This is a genomic window from Streptosporangium sp. H16 (assembly GCF_051918855.1).
Classification (GTDB): Bacteria; Actinomycetota; Actinomycetes; order Streptosporangiales; family Streptosporangiaceae; genus Streptosporangium.
Map to the genome: position 1 here is coordinate 368,671 of NZ_JBPXMD010000004.1, position 16,057 is coordinate 384,727.

11 protein-coding genes are annotated in these 16,057 nt (G+C 67.6%); 6 read left to right on the forward strand and 5 right to left on the reverse strand.

Annotated elements, in window-relative coordinates; genetic code table 11:
- Window positions 1–98 precede the first annotated feature (98 nt).
- Together ACTOQ2_RS09745 and ACTOQ2_RS09750 are read left to right on the forward strand one after the other, a co-directional pair.
- On the forward strand, window positions 99–2,672 hold the full coding sequence (locus tag ACTOQ2_RS09745) for an N-6 DNA methylase (RefSeq protein ID WP_440099319.1): 2,574 nt from the start codon (window positions 99–101) through the stop codon (window positions 2,670–2,672).
- Window positions 2,665–3,900, forward strand: a complete 1,236-nt coding sequence (locus ACTOQ2_RS09750) for a restriction endonuclease subunit S (RefSeq protein WP_440099320.1) — start codon at window positions 2,665–2,667, stop codon at window positions 3,898–3,900. Before ACTOQ2_RS09745 ends, ACTOQ2_RS09750 begins: the two co-directional genes overlap by 8 nt.
- Window positions 3,901–4,170: 270 nt before the next feature.
- Here the strand turns inward: ACTOQ2_RS09750 and ACTOQ2_RS09755 are convergent, their stop codons facing one another.
- Window positions 4,171–4,302 (reverse strand): hypothetical protein, encoded by a 132-nt coding sequence (locus ACTOQ2_RS09755; protein ID WP_440099321.1) that lies wholly within the window; start codon window positions 4,300–4,302, stop codon window positions 4,171–4,173.
- 65 nt (window positions 4,303–4,367) lie between these two features.
- Between ACTOQ2_RS09755 and ACTOQ2_RS09760 the strand changes: the two genes are divergently transcribed.
- From ACTOQ2_RS09760 to ACTOQ2_RS09775, 4 genes are read left to right on the forward strand one after another with little or no spacing between them, the layout of a single operon-like run.
- A complete protein-coding gene (locus tag ACTOQ2_RS09760) occupies window positions 4,368–7,622 on the forward strand; it encodes a type I restriction endonuclease subunit R (protein ID WP_440099322.1) in 3,255 nt (1,084 codons plus the stop codon).
- A gap of 26 nt (window positions 7,623–7,648) precedes the next feature.
- Complete coding sequence (locus ACTOQ2_RS09765) at window positions 7,649–8,359, forward strand: M48 family metallopeptidase (protein ID WP_440099323.1); 711 nt, start codon at window positions 7,649–7,651, stop codon at window positions 8,357–8,359.
- Complete coding sequence (locus ACTOQ2_RS09770) at window positions 8,356–10,203, forward strand: HsdM family class I SAM-dependent methyltransferase (RefSeq protein ID WP_440099324.1); 1,848 nt, start codon at window positions 8,356–8,358, stop codon at window positions 10,201–10,203. Before ACTOQ2_RS09765 ends, ACTOQ2_RS09770 begins: the two co-directional genes overlap by 4 nt.
- Window positions 10,204–10,212: 9 nt before the next feature.
- Window positions 10,213–11,724, forward strand: a complete 1,512-nt coding sequence (locus ACTOQ2_RS09775) for a protein kinase domain-containing protein (RefSeq protein ID WP_440099325.1) — start codon at window positions 10,213–10,215, stop codon at window positions 11,722–11,724.
- Between the two features lie 33 nt (window positions 11,725–11,757).
- On the opposite strand, the gene ACTOQ2_RS09780 is transcribed toward ACTOQ2_RS09775, so the two are convergent.
- The 4 genes from ACTOQ2_RS09780 to ACTOQ2_RS09795 form a co-directional block, all read right to left on the reverse strand.
- Window positions 11,758–13,209 carry an MFS transporter gene (locus ACTOQ2_RS09780; RefSeq protein WP_440099326.1) on the reverse strand — a complete coding sequence of 484 codons (1,452 nt, stop codon included), beginning with the start codon at window positions 13,207–13,209 and terminating at the stop codon, window positions 11,758–11,760.
- 445 nt (window positions 13,210–13,654) lie between these two features.
- On the reverse strand, window positions 13,655–14,557 hold the full coding sequence (locus ACTOQ2_RS09785) for an RNA polymerase sigma-70 factor (protein ID WP_440099327.1): 903 nt from the start codon (window positions 14,555–14,557) through the stop codon (window positions 13,655–13,657).
- Between the two features lie 62 nt (window positions 14,558–14,619).
- A complete protein-coding gene (locus ACTOQ2_RS09790; RefSeq protein WP_440099328.1) occupies window positions 14,620–14,817 on the reverse strand; it encodes a hypothetical protein in 198 nt (65 codons plus the stop codon).
- Window positions 14,818–14,854: 37 nt separating this feature from the next.
- Window positions 14,855–16,039 (reverse strand): NAD(P)/FAD-dependent oxidoreductase, encoded by a 1,185-nt coding sequence (locus ACTOQ2_RS09795; RefSeq protein ID WP_362686534.1) that lies wholly within the window; start codon window positions 16,037–16,039, stop codon window positions 14,855–14,857.
- Window positions 16,040–16,057: the final 18 nt, after the last annotated feature.

The window sequence follows — 16,057 nt, forward strand, 5'->3', positions numbered from 1 at the left end:
ATCGCTGTAGGGTTGCGGTCGGCCGGGAAACCTGCCGCTCAGGTGTCCCGGTCTGGCTAGCCTGAGTCCTTTGGGAACCCCCGCGAGAAAGGCCGCCAGTGGCGAAGCTGACCCTGCCGCAGTTGGAACTGCACCTGTTCGGTGCGGCCGACATCCTTCGCGGCAAGATGGACGCCGCCGAGTACGGCCGCTACATCTTCGGGATGCTCTTCCTCAAGCGCTGCTCCGACCAGTTCGACGAGATGCGCGAGCAGGTCATCGAGGAGCAGAAGGCCAAGGGCAAGACCCAGGAGCAGGCCGAGCAGGCCGCCGAGCTGCCGTTCCTCTACCAGGGGGCCTTCTTCGTGCCCGAGCGGGCCCGCTGGAGCCACATCAAGGCGGAGTCCCGCAAGAAAGCGCCGGGCGATCTCCTCAACAAGGCGCTGGAGGCGCTGGAGGAGGAGAACGCCCCGCTCAAGGACGTCCTCGGGCACATCGACTTCACCCGTCGGGTCGGCAACTCCACGATCCCCGACAAGAAGATCCAGCAGTTCATCGACCACTTCGACCGCTACCGGCTGCGCAACGACGACTTCGAGTTCCCCGACCTGCTCGGCGCCGCCTACGAGTACCTGATCGGCGAGTTCGCCGACGAGGGCGGCAAGAAGGGCGGCCAGTTCTACACCCCGCGCGGCGTGGTCCGGATGATGAACCGGCTGGTCAAGCCCCAGCAGGGCATGCGGATCTACGACCCGTGCTCGGGGTCCGGCGGCATGCTCATCCACGCCAAGGAATACATCGCCGAGCACGGCCAGGACGTCCGTGACCTGTCCCTCTACGGGCAGGAGAACGACGGCGGCTCCTGGTCCATCTCGAAGATGAACATGATCCTGCACGGCGTCGCCAACGCCGACATCCGCAACGACGACACCCTGGCCTCGCCTCAGCACGTCGAGGGCGGCGAGCTCATGCGCTTCGACCGGGTGCTCACCAACCCGCCGTTCTCGCAGAACTACGACCCGGCGAGCCTGGAGCACAAGGAGCGTTTCCAGTACGGCTACACGCCGGCCTCGGGCAAGAAGGCCGATTTGATGTTCGCCCAGCACGTGCTGGCCGTGCTCGCACCCACCGGCTTGGCCGCCATCGTCCTGCCGCACGGCGTGCTCTTCCGGGGCGGTGACGAGAAGAAGATCCGTCAGGGCATCATCGAGGCCGACCGCCTCGAAGCGGTCATCGGCCTCGCCCCCAACCTCTTTTATGGCACCGGCATCCCCGCCTGCATCCTGATCCTGCGCGGCACGGCCCGGCGCGAGGAGGAGCGGCGCGGCAAGATCCTGTTCATCAACGCCGACCGCGAATACACCTCCGGCCGCGCGCAGAACTACCTCGACCCCCAGCACTCCGAGAAGATCGTCTCCGCCTTCGACGACTACAGCGACATCCCCGGCTTCGCCCGCGTCGTCGACATCGAGGAACTGCGCGAGAACGACTTCAACCTCAACATCCGGCGCTACGTCGACAACACCCCGCCGCCCGAGCCCCAAGACGTCCGTGCCCACCTGCACGGCGGCGTCCCCAAGGCCGAGGTCCGTGCCTTCGAGTCGCTGTTCGCGGCCTTCGACGTCGACCCGCACGCGCTGTTCGCCGAGCGCGACGCCGACTACTACGACTTCCTCCCCGAGGGCTGGGAGGCCACCGCCGAGCGGATCCCGTCGCTGACCCGCGCGGCGGAGGACCGCCTGCGCGAGGCGTTCGACGAGTGGTGGGGACGGCACAGCAAGCGGCTCATCGAGTTGCCTTCGACCAAGAAGGTTATGGAGGTTCGGGCCGAGCTGCTGGCGTCGTTCGTCGCCGAGTTGTCACCGCTCGGGCTGCTCGACCGCTTCGAGCTGGCCGGGGTGATCGCCTCTTGGTGGGGTGAGGCGCAGTACGACATCCGCACGCTCTCCTACAACGAGTTCAGCGGCGTCGTCCGGGGTTGGCTTTCAACGATCGAGGCCGCCTTCTCGGAGGATGGCCTGGAAGAGGCCCGCGACAAGAACCGCGTGGCCGCCCAACGTCGTAAGGCCCGCGAACACCGCGTGGTCCCGCTCCTGCTTCCCGATTACCTGGCCCAGCTTGAGGAGACCGAAGCCCGGCGTGCGGAACTGGATGCCCAGGTCAAGGCGGCCACGGCGACTCCAGGTGACGATGAGGAAGCCGACGAGCCCGAAGAGATGTTGAACCCGGCCGAGTTGAAGAAGCTCAAAACTGACCTCGCTGCGGCGCGGAAGGCATCTAAGGACTTGGAACAGGAATTTCTGTCTAGGCTTCGTGTGGCATGCGCTCCTCTGATCGGCCGTCGTGCCGCTGTGGAATTACTGGGAAGCGGCAGTGGTAGCGGAGACGGGATTGTGATCGGTCAGCTTGACTTAATGATGTCCGAAAAAGCGAGTCTCCCAGAGGGGGAGATCGATTCGGGCGTCTTGATTGCCACAGTGGGGGAGGGTGCGATGGATCTAGTCCTCGGCATAATTAAGGCTGATCTATCCAGCCGCCTTGACGCCAAAATCGCGACACGTCGCCGTGACTCGGTTGCTCGCTTCCGCGCCTGGGCTGACAAATACATGATAACTCTCCGTAACCTGGAGTCGGAAAGAGGCGCTGCCGCCGCCCGTCTGGATTCTTACCTGAAGGGGCTCGGCTATGCATGATGCTTCTCCGTGGCCGATGCGTAAGCTTGGTGATCTATTCTCTGTCAGTGCAGGGATTACGCTTGGTCCTCACCGTCAGCCGAGTAAATCCGCTAGTGGATATCTGCGGGTGGCCAATGTCCAGCGCGGCAAGATCGATATCTCTGATCTTGCTTTTATGGAGGCTTCACTGCTGGAGCGGCAGAAATATCAACTCATGGCAGGAGATCTGCTGGTCGTAGAGGGCCATGCCAACCCTGAAGAGATTGGCAGGTGTGCGAGAGTCGATCGTGAAGCTGAGGGCCTGCTTCACCAGAACCATCTGTTTCGACTTCGTTCCATACGAGTTCGATCGGAATTCGGAGAGGCTTGGCTGAACTCCCAGTCAGCTCGTGCTTATTGGCGAATGATGTGTGCGACAAGCTCCGGACTGTACACAATTAATTCACGTCAACTTGCTGCGATGCCTTTTCCGGAAATGCCGTTATGGGAGCAGCGGCGGATCGTGGATATTATAAGTGCCCTCGATTTAAAGATGAGTGCTCTCGATCGTCAGATTGATAAAGATGATCTGATCCGGGATAGCCTAGTGGATCGGCTTATTTCTGCATGCTCAGGTCCTTCGATGTTACTCGTCGACTTGGCGTCGAAAGAAAGTGGAAGCACTGTCATAGGACCCTTTGGGAGTGATCTGACGGCAGGAGATTATCGGTCCAATGGTGTTCCTGTAGTTTTCGTCCGAGATATAAATGTAGATGGTTTTCGTTGGGTTAGCAATGTTTACGTAGACTCGGCTAAGGCGCGTACGCTGTCTGCGCATCAAGTGCGTGCTCAAGACGTGGTCCTTACTAAGATGGGGCTGCCGCCATGTGTGGCAGCCGTTTATCCGGATGGCATGGCGAACGGAATCATCACTGCGGATATTATCCGCCTACGGCCCGACATGAGGATAGTCAATCCGCGTTGGCTGACGCTTGCAATAAATCATGAAATAGTGCGCTCTCAAATTCGTACTATTACTGGCGGTATAACGCGGCCAAAAGTTACGTTAGCCGACGTTCGAAACATTCGAGTCGATCTTCCTTCACTCAATGAACAAAATGGAATTGTCGAGGTGATCGCTGCATGTGATGATCGCCTTGTCGGCTCGATAAATATGCGCCGAAAGCTGTCCAAGCTAAAGCAGGGACTCGTGGATGACCTGTTGGCCGGGCGCGTGCGAGTCAAGGACGTGGAGAACATGCTGTAGAACGCACCAAAGGTGATCCGCTCAGAAAGCAGCGGATCACCGTGAAGTTCACTCGGGGGATTTTTCCAGACACGCCACCGTTCGCCCAGCGAACCAGGTGTGTCACCGGTCATATGTGAATGACGACGAGGAAAGAGAAATCCTGTGAACGAACGCGAAGGGCCGGAAGCGCATTTATCCCGGCAACCGGAACCGATCTCGGCGAGTGTGCCCGGACGTTCAGTGCAGCTCGTGAAACGGCCAGACCAGGGGTCTGATCTTCATAATTCCCTACGCCATGTCGCGGTAGCGGGACGAGAGGTCGTCCTCGCCGCTGTCGAAGCAGCCGACCCAGGGAAAGCGCCGCCGGATGGCCTCGTAGTCGATGGCCTCCGCGTCGGATGCGTCCGCCGGTCCGCTCATGCTCCCAGTGTAAACGGTCACGCAGCGAGCTTATTCGATCACACACAGCCAGTCAGGGGTTTGCGGTGAGTGAATACAGCGAGGTCGAGGCGCCACTGATCAACCAGCTCAAGAAGATGGGCTGGACCCACTTCGCCGGGGCCGAGACGGGCGCGCTCGCCGTGCTGGAGCCCGAGAACTCGCAGCGGACCTCCTTCGACGAGGTGTTCCTGGAGAGCAGGCTCAGGGCCGCGATCCTCCGGATCAACCTCGGACCCGACGGCAGGCCCTGGCTGGACGAGCGCAGGATCAGCCAGGCGGTCAACGCGCTGCGCAGGCCCGGGGTGTCGAGCCTGCTGGAGGCGAACCAGAAGGCCACCGAGCTGCTGGTCAACGGCTTCGCCGTACCGGGCCTCGACGGCTGGAACCAGGGCCGCGACCAGCTGATCCACTACATCGAGTGGGACCCGGAGAAGGCGTCGGTCAACGACTTCACCGTGGTCAGCCAGTTCCGGGTGAACATCCCCGGCAGGCAGGGGCCGAAGAACCACGTCGTGCTCGACCTGGTGCTGCTCGTGAACGGCGTCCCGCTCGTGGTGGTCGAGTGCAAGAGGCCCGGCACCGACGCCACGGCGAAGGCCGTCAAGCAGATCAGGCGCTACGCCGAGTGCCCGCCGTACAGCCCAGGTCAGGGGGTGCCGAAGCTCTTCAACACCGTGCAGCTCACTGTCGCCGCCTCGGGGGAGGACGCGCGGCTGGGCACCTTCACCGCCGAGGCCGAGCACTACGTGCCCTGGCGCGACCCCTTCCCGGTGTCGAGGGAGGAGCTGGCCGACCAGGTGGGTACGGTCAGGAACCAGGAGATCCTGGCGGGAGTCGTACTGCACCCGAAGAGGCTGCTCGACATCGCGCACAACTACGTGACGTTCCTGCCCACCAAGGACGGCGTCATCGTCAAGGCCGCGCCGCGCTACCAGCAGTACCGCGCGGTGGAGAAGTCGATCAGGAACCTGCGCACCGAGCCGTCCAGGAAGCGGGACGGCAAGCAGGACCGGCGCGGCGGGATCATCTGGCACACCCAGGGCTCCGGCAAGAGCCTCACCATGACCTTCCTGGTCCGCAAGCTCCGCATGACGCCGGGGCTGGACGACATGAAGGTGGTCCTGGTCACCGACCGGACCCAGCTGCAGACCCAGCTAAGCGAGACGATGCGGCTGACGGGGGAGAAGGTCGACGTCGCCCGGAACGTCGAGGAGGCCAGGGCGTACCTCGCCAGGCGCGGCCCCGGCGTCGTCTTCGTGATGATCCAGAAGCAGCAGGACGTACGGAACAGGGGCGCCGGCCTCAGCGACCGGAACTCGGTCTTCGGGGAGCTCAACACCGACGAGTCGGTCCTGGTGCTCATCGACGAGGCGCACCGCTCGCACGGCTCCGCCCTGCACGCCAACCTCCTGGAGGCGCTGCCCAACTGCGCCAGGATCGGGTTCACCGGCACGCCGATCATCACGGAGCGGCGGGCCAGGAAGACCACGATGGAGATCTTCGGCGACTTCATCGACCGGTACCGGCTCAAGGAGGCCGAGGAGGACGGCGTCATCGTGCCGATCTTCTACGAGGGGTACGCGGTCAAGGGCGCGGTGCGCGACGGCCGGGACCTCGACGAGGTCTTCGAGGACATGTTCGACCTCACCGACGAGCAGCGCGAGCGGCTCCAGAAGCGCTACGCCACCAAGGGCGACGTGCTGGAGGCCGAGAGGCTGATCGCGGCCAAGGCCAGGAGCATGCTGCGGCACTACGTCGAGACCGTGCTGCCCGGCGGGTACAAGGCGCAGGTGGTGGCCACCAGCAGGCTCGCCACGCTGCGCTACCGCGTCGCGCTGATCGCGGCCAGGGACGAGCTGGTCAGGGAGATCGAGAAGCTGCCCGCCCACGTACGGGAGATCGACCCGACGGAGCTCAAGGGCAGGAAGGCGTTCCTGGTCGCGGCGGCCGGACGCCTCGACCTGATCCGGCGGATGGACTTCGCGCCGGTGATCTCCGCCGACGGCAACGACACGGCCGAGTACCACACGTGGACCGACTCGACCGAGCAGGACAAGCGGATCGAGGCGTTCACCCGCCCGTTCACCGACGACGAGGAGCGCCCGATCGCGTTCCTGATCGTCAAGTCGATGCTGCTCACCGGGTTCGACGCGCCGATCGAGCAGGTGATGTACATCGACAGGTCGCTCAAGGAGGCCGAGCTGCTCCAGGCGGTCGCCCGGGTCAACCGCGTCGCCGGTCCGCAGAAGAGGTGCGGCTACGTCGTCGACTACTTCGGGGTCGCCAACCACCTCAACGAGGCGTTGAAGGCGTACGCGGCGGAGGACATCCAGGGCGCGCTCAAGGACATCGGCGACGAGGTCCTCAAGCTGGAGCCACGACGCGCCAGGGTCCGGATGCTCTTCACCGATCGGGGGATCCCCCTGGCGGACGCGGACGACCCGCTGCGCAGGGACGACGTCGTGGAGGACTGCGTCGAGCTGCTGAGGGACCCGGAGCTGCGCGACAGATTCGAGGTCGAGCTGAAGCGGTTCCTCACCACGGTCGACGCGGTGCTGCCCAACCCGGAGGCGAGGCCGTACCTGCCGGACGTGAAGCTGTTCGCGCTCATCAAGCTGCACACCGGGCGCCGCTACCGCCTCCCGGACGGCGAGTTCGACCCGAGCCTGTACGGCGCGAAGATCCGCGAGCTCATCGACCAGCACGTGGAGTCGCTCGGCGTGGAACAGAAGCTGCCGCCGGTCGCGCTCACCTCGCCCGACTTCGACACCAAGGTGGAGGCCATGGCCGGCGGATCCCGGGCCAAGGCCTCGGAGATGGAGCACGCCCTCCGCCACCACATCGACGTGCACCTGGCCGAGGACCCGGAGCGCTACCGCAGGCTCAGCGAGCGGCTGGAACGGATCCTGGAGGAGTTCAAGGAGAACTTCGAGCAGCAGGTGCTCGCCTTCGCGGCACTGATCACCGAGGCCCGCGACGAGCGCCCGGAGTACCCGCACGGGCTCGGCCCGGTCGAGGGCCCGCTGTACGGCGTGCTGCTGAGCGAGACCCACCGCGACGGGATGCTCCCCGAGGACGCGGGGGCCGCGCTCGCCGATGTGGCGCGGACGATCCACGGGCTCGCCGTCGAGGTGACCACCCGGCGTGACTTCTGGCGCAAGGATGCCGACAAGGAGGCGTTTCGTCACCAGATCGCCAGGGAACTGATGGACGTCTGCCGCTACCAGCAGATCGCCGAGCTGGCCGACAAGCTGTTCGACGTCGTCGAGAGCAACCGGAAGGGCATCGTCCGGGAGTGATCCGGAGGGCTGGCATGCTTGTGACCATGGCACTTCCCGACTCGCTGACCGTCGGAGACCTCGACGTCACCGTCGAGGTCTCCGACCGGCGGCGCTCGGTCCGGCTCACCGTCGAACGGGACGCCTCGGTGACGGCCGTGGTCCCGCCACAGGTCGACCGGGACGCGCTGGTGAAGATCATTGAGTCCAGGCGCCGCTGGCTGTACGGCAAGATCGCCGAGCGCAGGTCTCTCGGCGAGCCCAGACCCGAGCGGGAGTACGTCTCCGGCGAGGGCTTCCCCTACCTCGGCCGCTCGTACCGGCTGCTGCTCGTGGACGAGGGACCGGTACGGCTGGTGCGCGGCCGGTTGGAGCTCGCCAGGACCGACCTGGAGGACGCGCCCCGGCAGCTCGTCCGCTGGTATCGCAAGGTCGGCGAACCCTGGCTGCGACGGCGGATCCGGCCGTGGGCCGAACGTGTCGGGGTGACGCTCTCGGGGCTGCGGGTCATGCCGCTCGGTCACCGCTGGGGATCCTGCTCGGTGGACGGCCGGGTCAACATCCACTGGGCGACCATGCAGCTGCCGCCCGACCTGATCGACTACGTTCTCCTGCACGAGCTGGCGCACATCCGGCACCGCGATCACGGTCCGGCCTTCTGGAAGGTCGTCGCCCTGGCGATGCCCGGTTACGAGGTCCGGCGCGAGCGTCTCAAGCGTGCGGGGCTCGACCTGTGGCTTCCGGACGGTGCCGTATGAGCGGTGACACGACGGTCAACGCCGGTGACATCGCCCGCCTGGCCGATGTCGGCAGGGCCGCGGTGAGCAACTGGCGCAAACGCTTCGACGACTTTCCGCAGCCGGTCGGCGGGACCGCCTCCAGCCCGCTGTTCTCGCTGCGCGAGGTGGAGGACTGGGCCAGGCGGCACGACAAGGGCTTCACCGCCTCTCCCGGCGACCGGATCTGGCAACGGCTGCGCGGCGTCGGCGACGACCTGCACCTGATCGAGCTGGTCAGCGAGGCCGGTACGTTCCTGATGGCTCGCAGGCTCGGGATAGACGCCGAACTCACCTGGGAGATCGACGCGGACCTGCTCGGGGACATCGCCGAGTGGTCGGACCGGGTCGGCGAGGCGGAGGCGTTCGACTTCCTGTGCGAGCGCTACACCGAGGCGCACTCGCGCCGCCTGCTCGACACCCCCGAGGCCGTCGCCCGGCTGATGGCGAGCCTGGTGGACGGCGACACCGTCCTCGACCCCGCCTGCGGTATCGGAACGCTGCTGCTGGCCTCGACCGCGACGCACGTCCTGGGCCAGGACCTCGAAACGGCGTCGGCCCGGCTGAGCGACGCCCGCCTCGGGTTCGCCGGGAAGCAGAGGACCATCCGGACCGGAGACTCGCTCCGTGCCGACGCCTTTTCCTGGGAACAGGTCGACGCGGTGCTCTGTAACCCGCCGTTCAGCGACAGGAACTGGGGATACGAGGAGCTCGTCAGCGACCACCGCTGGGAGTACGGCCTGCCGCCGCGAGGTGAGTCCGAGCTGGCGTGGGTGCAGCACTGCCTGGCCCACGTCAGGCCCGGGGGAGTGGTCGTCATCATGATGCCTCCCAGCGCGGCCGGACGCCGCTCCGGCCGCCGGATCCGCGGGAACCTGCTCCGCTCCGGGGCGCTGCGGGCGATCGTCACCCTGCCGGTGGGGGCGACACCGGGGTCCGGCTCGGCTCCGGACCTCTGGGTGCTCCGCAGGCCCTCGCCGGGGCGGGAACTGCCCTCCAGCGTGCTCATGGTGGACGCCACGGACGACCTCTCGACGGTGGAGCGTGCCTGGCGCCGCTTCGACGCCGACCCGGACGCCGTGCTGCCGGGCGTCAGCCGTACCGTCCGGATCATCGACCTGCTCGACGACGAGGTGGACCTGTCCACGCCGCGTCACCTCGTCGCGCCGGGTGAGGTCACACCTGGTTTCCCGGCGGTGAGGGATCGGCTGGTCTCGACCGTCACGGCGCTGGCCGGTGCGATCCCCGACCTGGCGGTGCCGCCGGATCGCCGGGACCTGCCGATGACCACCGTCGGGGAGTTGATCAAGGCCGGGGTGGTCACCGTCCACCAGGCGCCGCTCAGGATGACGATCGATCACGGGGACCTGCCCGTGCTCACGGTGCGAGACGTCGTGAAGGGGAGGGGGCCCACGGGGAACACGGTCCCCGAGCTCGGCACGGTCATCGTCCAGGCCGGTGACGTCGTGATCCCGCTGACACCGAGCGGTCCCGCCGCACGTGTGATGACCGGCGCCGGAGTGGCGCTCGGTCCGCAGTTGCTGCTCTTCCGCGCCGACCCCGACCGGATCGACCCCTACTTCCTGGCCGGTTTCCTGCGTGTCGCGGGCGGTTCCGGTGCCGCCCGTGCGTCGGCGGCCTCCAGCAGGATCGACGCCCGGCGGGTGCAGATCCCCCGGCTGCCCGTCGGCGACCAACGCGTCTACGGTGCGGCGTTCAAAAGGCTGATGGACTTCGAGGACGCCGCCCGCGAGGCGAGCGCCCTGGCCCAGAGCGTCGTCCGGCTCGGGTTCGACGGACTTGTCGACGGCGCGTTACGTCCGTAGCTTTTCCTCATGATCAGGGTCATCGGCGACCGTTACGCGCTGGATCCGCTGCCTCTCGGCGCGGGCGGCATGGGCGAGGTCTGGGGCGGTCACGACCGTCGGCTGGATCGGAGGGTGGCGGTCAAGCTCATCCGTTTCCCCGACGGCAAGTACGACGACGAGCTGAGGCGCAGGTTCCTCACCGAGTCGAAGGTGCTGGCCAGGCTCTCCCACCCGGGAGCGCCGACCGTCTACGACGCGGGCACCTTCGAGGATCCGGCGACTGCCCAGCCCCGGCTGTTCATGGTGATGGAGTTCGTCGAGGGGCAGAACGTCGACATCCTGGCCGGTGAGTACCACCCGCTGCCCATCGGCTGGGCCGCGGCCATCGCGGCCCAGGTGTGCGCCGTGCTCGCCTCCGCCCACGAGCTGTCCGTCTTCCACCGGGACCTGAAGCCGACCAATCTGCTGTTCTGCGTCGACGGAACCGTCAAGGTGATCGATTTCGGGCTCGCACTGCTCATGGAGCCGGGGTACACCCGGCTGACGGCGACGGGGCAGTTCATGGGCACGGCCGAGTACATGTCACCCGAACAGGTGCGGCATCATCCGATCGACGCTCGCAGTGATCTGTATTCGCTGGGTTGCGTCCTGCACGAACTGCTGACCGGTCACAGGCCGTTCACCGGGGACAACGCGTTCGCCGTGATGACCCGGCAGGTCCAGGACGCTCCCGCACCGGTGACCCGGTTTCGTCGCGGTGTCCCCGGCGCCCTGGAGAGCCTGGTGCTCGGGCTGCTGGAGAAGCGGCCCCAGGACCGGCCGGGCTCGGCCGGTGAGGTATACGAGAGCCTGCTGCCCTTCGTGGCCGGGCTGGGACCGCTGGGTGACTTCGTCCGTACCGGGCAGAGCCCCGTGCGGATGTACGCCGGTGTGGTCAGCCGGGTGCTCGCACCGACGACGCGTCCGGTGGAGGAAGAGCCGGAGGAGTTTGGCGAGCTGGACCTGGGAATGGCCAGGCGGGAGGCCGAGTCCCTGATCCGGGAGTCCATGTTCGGCCAGGCCGCCGACATCCTGGCCGAGCTGGTGGAACCGGCGAACGCGATCCTCGGCCCCGACAACCCCGAAGTGATCGGCATGCGGTTGCAACTCGCCGGAGCGCGCTACGACGGGCACGGGTACGAGGACGCCGCCGAGGACTACGCGAACCTCACGCGTGATCTCGCCCGGCTGTACGGCGCCGATGACGAGCGCGTGCTGCACTGCAGGCTGAGAGAGGCCACCTGTCACGCTCAGGCCGACGACCCGGTGACGGCGCTGAAGCAGCTCGACGGACTGCTCCAGGACGAACTACGGATCTTCGGCGCCGAGGATCCGCGCACGCTGGAACTCCGGCGTCAGATCGGCATGCTTCAGAGTCGCTGCGGTGACGTCACCTCCGCCAGGCGGACGTTCACCGGGCTCCTCGACGACCTGACCGAGTTCCACGGTGCCGACCACCCGGGGAACGAGGGAGTTCGCGTCCTGCTTGAGGAGTTGTGAGTCTCCGGCGGCAGGAGAGGGCGTGGCGGTCGTTCAGGACCGGGCGGCCCGGCGGGAGGTGATCACGTCGGTGACGGCCACGACCAGCGCGACCAGCACGAAGGCGATGGTGACCAGCAGCGAGTGCCGGAACGCCGTCGCGTAGTCGCCGTGCGAGGAGGCGACCTCGGCGAAGAACACCGAGCCGATCGCCGCGATGCCCACGGCGGTGCCGATGCGCTGCCCTGTCTGGAGCACGCCCCCCGCGGAGCCCGCCCCGGCGACCGGCACCTCGGACAGGGTCAGTGTCTGGTTCGGGGAGATCACCAGGCCGCTGCCCAGGCCGGCGAGGAGCAGCGGCACCGCGATGGCCCAGGCCACGTGCGTGCCGGGGACCAGCTGCACGGCGAGCGCCGTGACGGCGAGGAAGACCGCGACCAGCACCAGCCCGGCCACCACCAGGGGGCGGCCCAGCCGGGTGACGATCCGGCCGCCGAACAGGGACGTCACGGCCGAACCCGCCGCGAACGGCGTGGTCGCCAGCCCCGCCTCCAGGGCCGAGTAGCCCAGGCCGTTCTGCAGGTACAGGGTGAGGACGAAGAAGATCGCGGTGAAGCCCGCGAAGTAGAGCGCCCCGACCAGGGCGCCGAGCGCGTACGAGCGCCTGCGGAACAGGGACAGGTCGACAACCGGCTGGTCGTGCCGCCCGTACCGGCGCTCCCAGGCCGCGAAGACGGCGAGCACGGCGAGCCCGCCGAGCAGGGACGGCCACCTCGCCGAGGCCTCCCACTCGTGCCCCTCGACGAGCGGCAGGAGCACCAGCACGACGCCGGCGGCGAGCAGCAGCACGCCCACCGGGTCCATGGACTCCCGTGGCCGCCCCTCCTTCGCGGTGGGCCGGATGTAGCGGTACGCCAGGACCACGGCCAGGATGCCGATCGGCACGTTGACGTAGAAGACGAGCCGCCACCCGTCGGTGCCGCCGCCGAGGTTGATGAGCAGCCCGCCGAGCAGCGGGCCGATCGCGGTCGAGATGCCGATCACGGTGCCCAGCATCCCGAACGCCCTGCCGCGCTCCGCCCCCCGGAAGAGCTGCTGGATCAGCCCGCTGACCTGCGGGTTGATCACTCCGCCCGCCAGTCCCTGCACGAGTCTCGCGACGACCAGCAGGGTGGGGTCCCCGGCGACTCCGGCCGCCGCGCTGGCCAGGGTGAACAGCACGACCCCGAAGACGAACGCGTTGCGCCGGCCGTACATGTCGCCGAACCGCCCGGCGGGGACCAGTATCAGCCCGAAGGTGAGCGCGTACCCCGACACCACCCACTGCAGGGCGCTCTGCGGGGCGTCCAGCCCGGCGCGGATGGCGGGCAGCGCGACGTTGACGATGCTGACGTCCAGCAGGGTCATGAAACCGGCGACGAGGCAGACGCTCAGCGCCTTCCAGCGGCGCGGGTCCGCCCCCGCCTGATCCTGGGTGGACGTCACCCCGCCCGGTCCGGTGCTCATCCGGCCGCGTGGGGGAGCGGCGCCCCGGCCCGTGATCGGCTGAGCATCGTCATGACCGCCTCGTTCCCCGTCTCCGGCCGACCTCTCCACCTTTCAGCAGCGCATACGTACCCTTTTCAGTCTTCCCAATCACAGTTCGTCATCCGGGCCGCCGCTGCGGTCGGTGACCGACACGAGGGCGGGCCGTGGTCTGTTCCAGATCGCACGTAGGCGGGAACCTCACCATCACGCGGGCCGGGCCGGTCCCGCCGCCCGAGCAGATCGTGGAAGGGGAGGGCAAGCCCTACCTGCGGCGCACCGCCTCCTTCCAGTTCGGCAGGGCCGGGATCGTCGCCGCGAGTGGGCCCGCGCGAATCTCGATGGCTCGTCATCTCGATCGGCGCCGCTCCTCAGGAGGACGCCGGGACCGATGTGTCGGGCGGCTTCGCACTCGGGAGTGCGGTCGTCAACGCCCGGGAAGGGGCGGGGCAGTTGCCGGGGTGTGCAGGCCGTTGAGCTTGTCCGGGTTGACCTGGAGCCGGACGATGTGGAGGCGGCCGTCGACCATGTCGAAGGTCAGGGCGCCGACGGGCATGTCTCCGGCGGCGAACAGGACGCCCAGCTCGCCGTTGATCGTGCCGGCCTCCAGGACGACGCCCGCCGACTGGGGCTTGGCCAGGACTCCGAGCAGCCAGCGGGCGACGTGGTCGGGGCCGTGCAGGGGGCGCAGGGCGGCGGTCACCTTGCCTCCGCCGTCGGTCCAGGCGGTCACGTCCGGGGCGAGCAGTTCCATCACCGCGTTCAGGTCGCCGCCCGAGCAGGCCGTGATGAACCGGGCGGTGATCTCTTCCCGCCGGGCGCGGTCGGTGTCGAAGCGGGGCCGGCGGGCCTGGACGTGCTCGCGGGCGCGATGCGCGATCTGGCGGATGGTCGGCTCGGGCCGGTCGAGGGTGTCGGCGATCTCGGCGTGGGAGTAGCTGAAGACCTCGCGCAGCAGGAAGACCGCGCGCTCGACGGGGGTAAGGGTTTCCAGCACCACCAGCATCGCGGTGGAGACGGTGTCGGCCATTTCGGTCTCCATGGCGGCGTCGGGAGAGGTGAGCAGCGGCTCGGGAAGCCACGGACCGACATAGGTCTCACGGGTCGCCCGGGCCGAGGTGAGCCGGTTCAACGACAGGTTGGTCACCGTACGTACCAGGTAGGCCTTCGAGTGCCGGATCGCGACGCGGTCCGCGGAGTTCCAGGTCAGCCAGGCGTCCTGGAGAACGTCCTCGGCGTCGGTGACGCTGCCCAGCATCCGGTAGGCGGTGGAGAACAGCAGCCGCCGGTGCTCGATGTACGGATCGGATTCGGGCTTCGTGTCGATCATCAACTCATGCCTTCGGTGCGATGCTTCGGGCGGAACGGCCGAAGCGGCTACGTTGGAAATTGCTAAACGTTACCGATGGATCGGATGGTGCGTTCGTCACCTCGCCTGCCCCCTGACCGGGGGACACGTGTCCCGCCCCTTGTCCCGGCTCGCGGGGCGAGCGTGGCGGCGATGCCCGCGTGGTGGTGGGGTAGCGGGGTGTCCAGCATGCTCGCCGCGCACAGCGGGACGGCCGCGGTCATCAGAACCTGACGTTTCATGGTGATCCTTGGGGGGAGCGGGTCGGCGCGGTCGTCCTCAGGCGGCGGGCCTGCGGGTGGCGCGGCCGCCCTTGGAGGGGGTGACGTTGACGTTCACGCGCTTGCTGAGCCGGTACGTCATGAGGGGGCTGCTGCTGACGGTCTCCTTGTAGAGAACGGCGGTACGCCCGGTGAGGTAGATCCGGCGCGGGGTGTCGTCGGAGTGGGTGAACTGGATGACCGCGTCGCGGCGGCCGAGGCTGAGCGGCTGGTGGTAGTAGCCGAACCGGAACGGCTTGACCGGCTTGCCGCGCAGCAGGCGGGCGATGGTGTCGGCCGTGTACTGGGCAGTGGGCAGGCCGCTCTGGCAGGTGCCGTGCACCCGCCCCCAGGCCAGCCGGATGGCGGCGGCGTCACCGATGGCGTGGATGGCCGGGTGGGACACCGAACGCAGCGTCGCGTCGACCAGGATCAGGCCGTGGTCGTCCACCGCGATCCCGGCGTCGGCGGCCAGCGGCGACACCCTGACGCCCGTGGTCCACAAGCACACGTCCGAGGGGACGATCTCGCCGCTCTCCAGTTCGACGACGTCGGGCAGCACCTTGGTCACCCGCACGCCCGTCCTGACGGTGACGCCCAGGCGGTCCAGTGCCCGCCGCAGGTAGGCGCGGGCCTTGAGCCCCATCATCGCGCCGGGCTCTTCAGAGCTGATCAGCGTGATGTTCAGGCCCGAGTGGGCCTCGGCGATCTCGGTCACCGCCTCGATCCCGGTCAAACCGCCGCCGCAGACCGTGACGGTGCCGCCGGCCGTCACGACCTCGCCCAGCCGGGCGGCGAAACGGGCGGCGATCTGCGGACTGTTCAGCGTGAAGGCATGGACGTCCGCGCCGGGGACCCGGCCGGTGTCGGTCGAGCTGCCCAGCGCGTACACCAGGGTGTCGTAGTCCAGCCTTGTCTCACCGCCGTCGATCTCCACCGTGCGCCCGTCCGGGTCGATGGCGGTGGCCTCGCCCTGCACGAACGTGATGCCGGTCCCGGCGAGCAGGTCGCCGATCCGGTGGTCGGCCAGCTGCTGCCCGGCGGCGATCTGGTGCATCCGCAGCCGCTCGGTGAACCGCGCAGAGGGGTTGACCAATGTGATCCGGACACCGTCACGCCGGGTCCGGTGGGCCAGGCGGATCGCGGCCAGCATGCCCGTGTAACCCGCGCCCAGTACGACGACGTGGTGGTCGTTCTTCGTCATTTCTCACTCCCTCGGCCA

Bases quoted from the DNA above. Each gene is read 5' to 3' on its own strand.
- ACTOQ2_RS09780 (WP_440099326.1), bottom strand. From the start codon at position 13,209: ATGAGCACCGGACCGGGCGGGGTGACGTCCACCCAGGATCAGGCGGGG.
- ACTOQ2_RS09775 (WP_440099325.1), top strand. From the start codon at position 10,213: ATGATCAGGGTCATCGGCGACCGTTACGCGCTGGATCCGCTGCCTCTC.
- ACTOQ2_RS09770 (WP_440099324.1), top strand. From the start codon at position 8,356: ATGAGCGGTGACACGACGGTCAACGCCGGTGACATCGCCCGCCTGGCC.
- ACTOQ2_RS09785 (WP_440099327.1), bottom strand. From the start codon at position 14,557: ATGATCGACACGAAGCCCGAATCCGATCCGTACATCGAGCACCGGCGG.
- ACTOQ2_RS09750 (WP_440099320.1), top strand. From the start codon at position 2,665: ATGCATGATGCTTCTCCGTGGCCGATGCGTAAGCTTGGTGATCTATTC.
- ACTOQ2_RS09765 (WP_440099323.1), top strand. From the start codon at position 7,649: ATGGCACTTCCCGACTCGCTGACCGTCGGAGACCTCGACGTCACCGTC.
- ACTOQ2_RS09755 (WP_440099321.1), bottom strand. From the start codon at position 4,302: ATGAGCGGACCGGCGGACGCATCCGACGCGGAGGCCATCGACTACGAG.
- ACTOQ2_RS09795 (WP_362686534.1), bottom strand. From the start codon at position 16,039: ATGACGAAGAACGACCACCACGTCGTCGTACTGGGCGCGGGTTACACG.
- ACTOQ2_RS09790 (WP_440099328.1), bottom strand. From the start codon at position 14,817: ATGAAACGTCAGGTTCTGATGACCGCGGCCGTCCCGCTGTGCGCGGCG.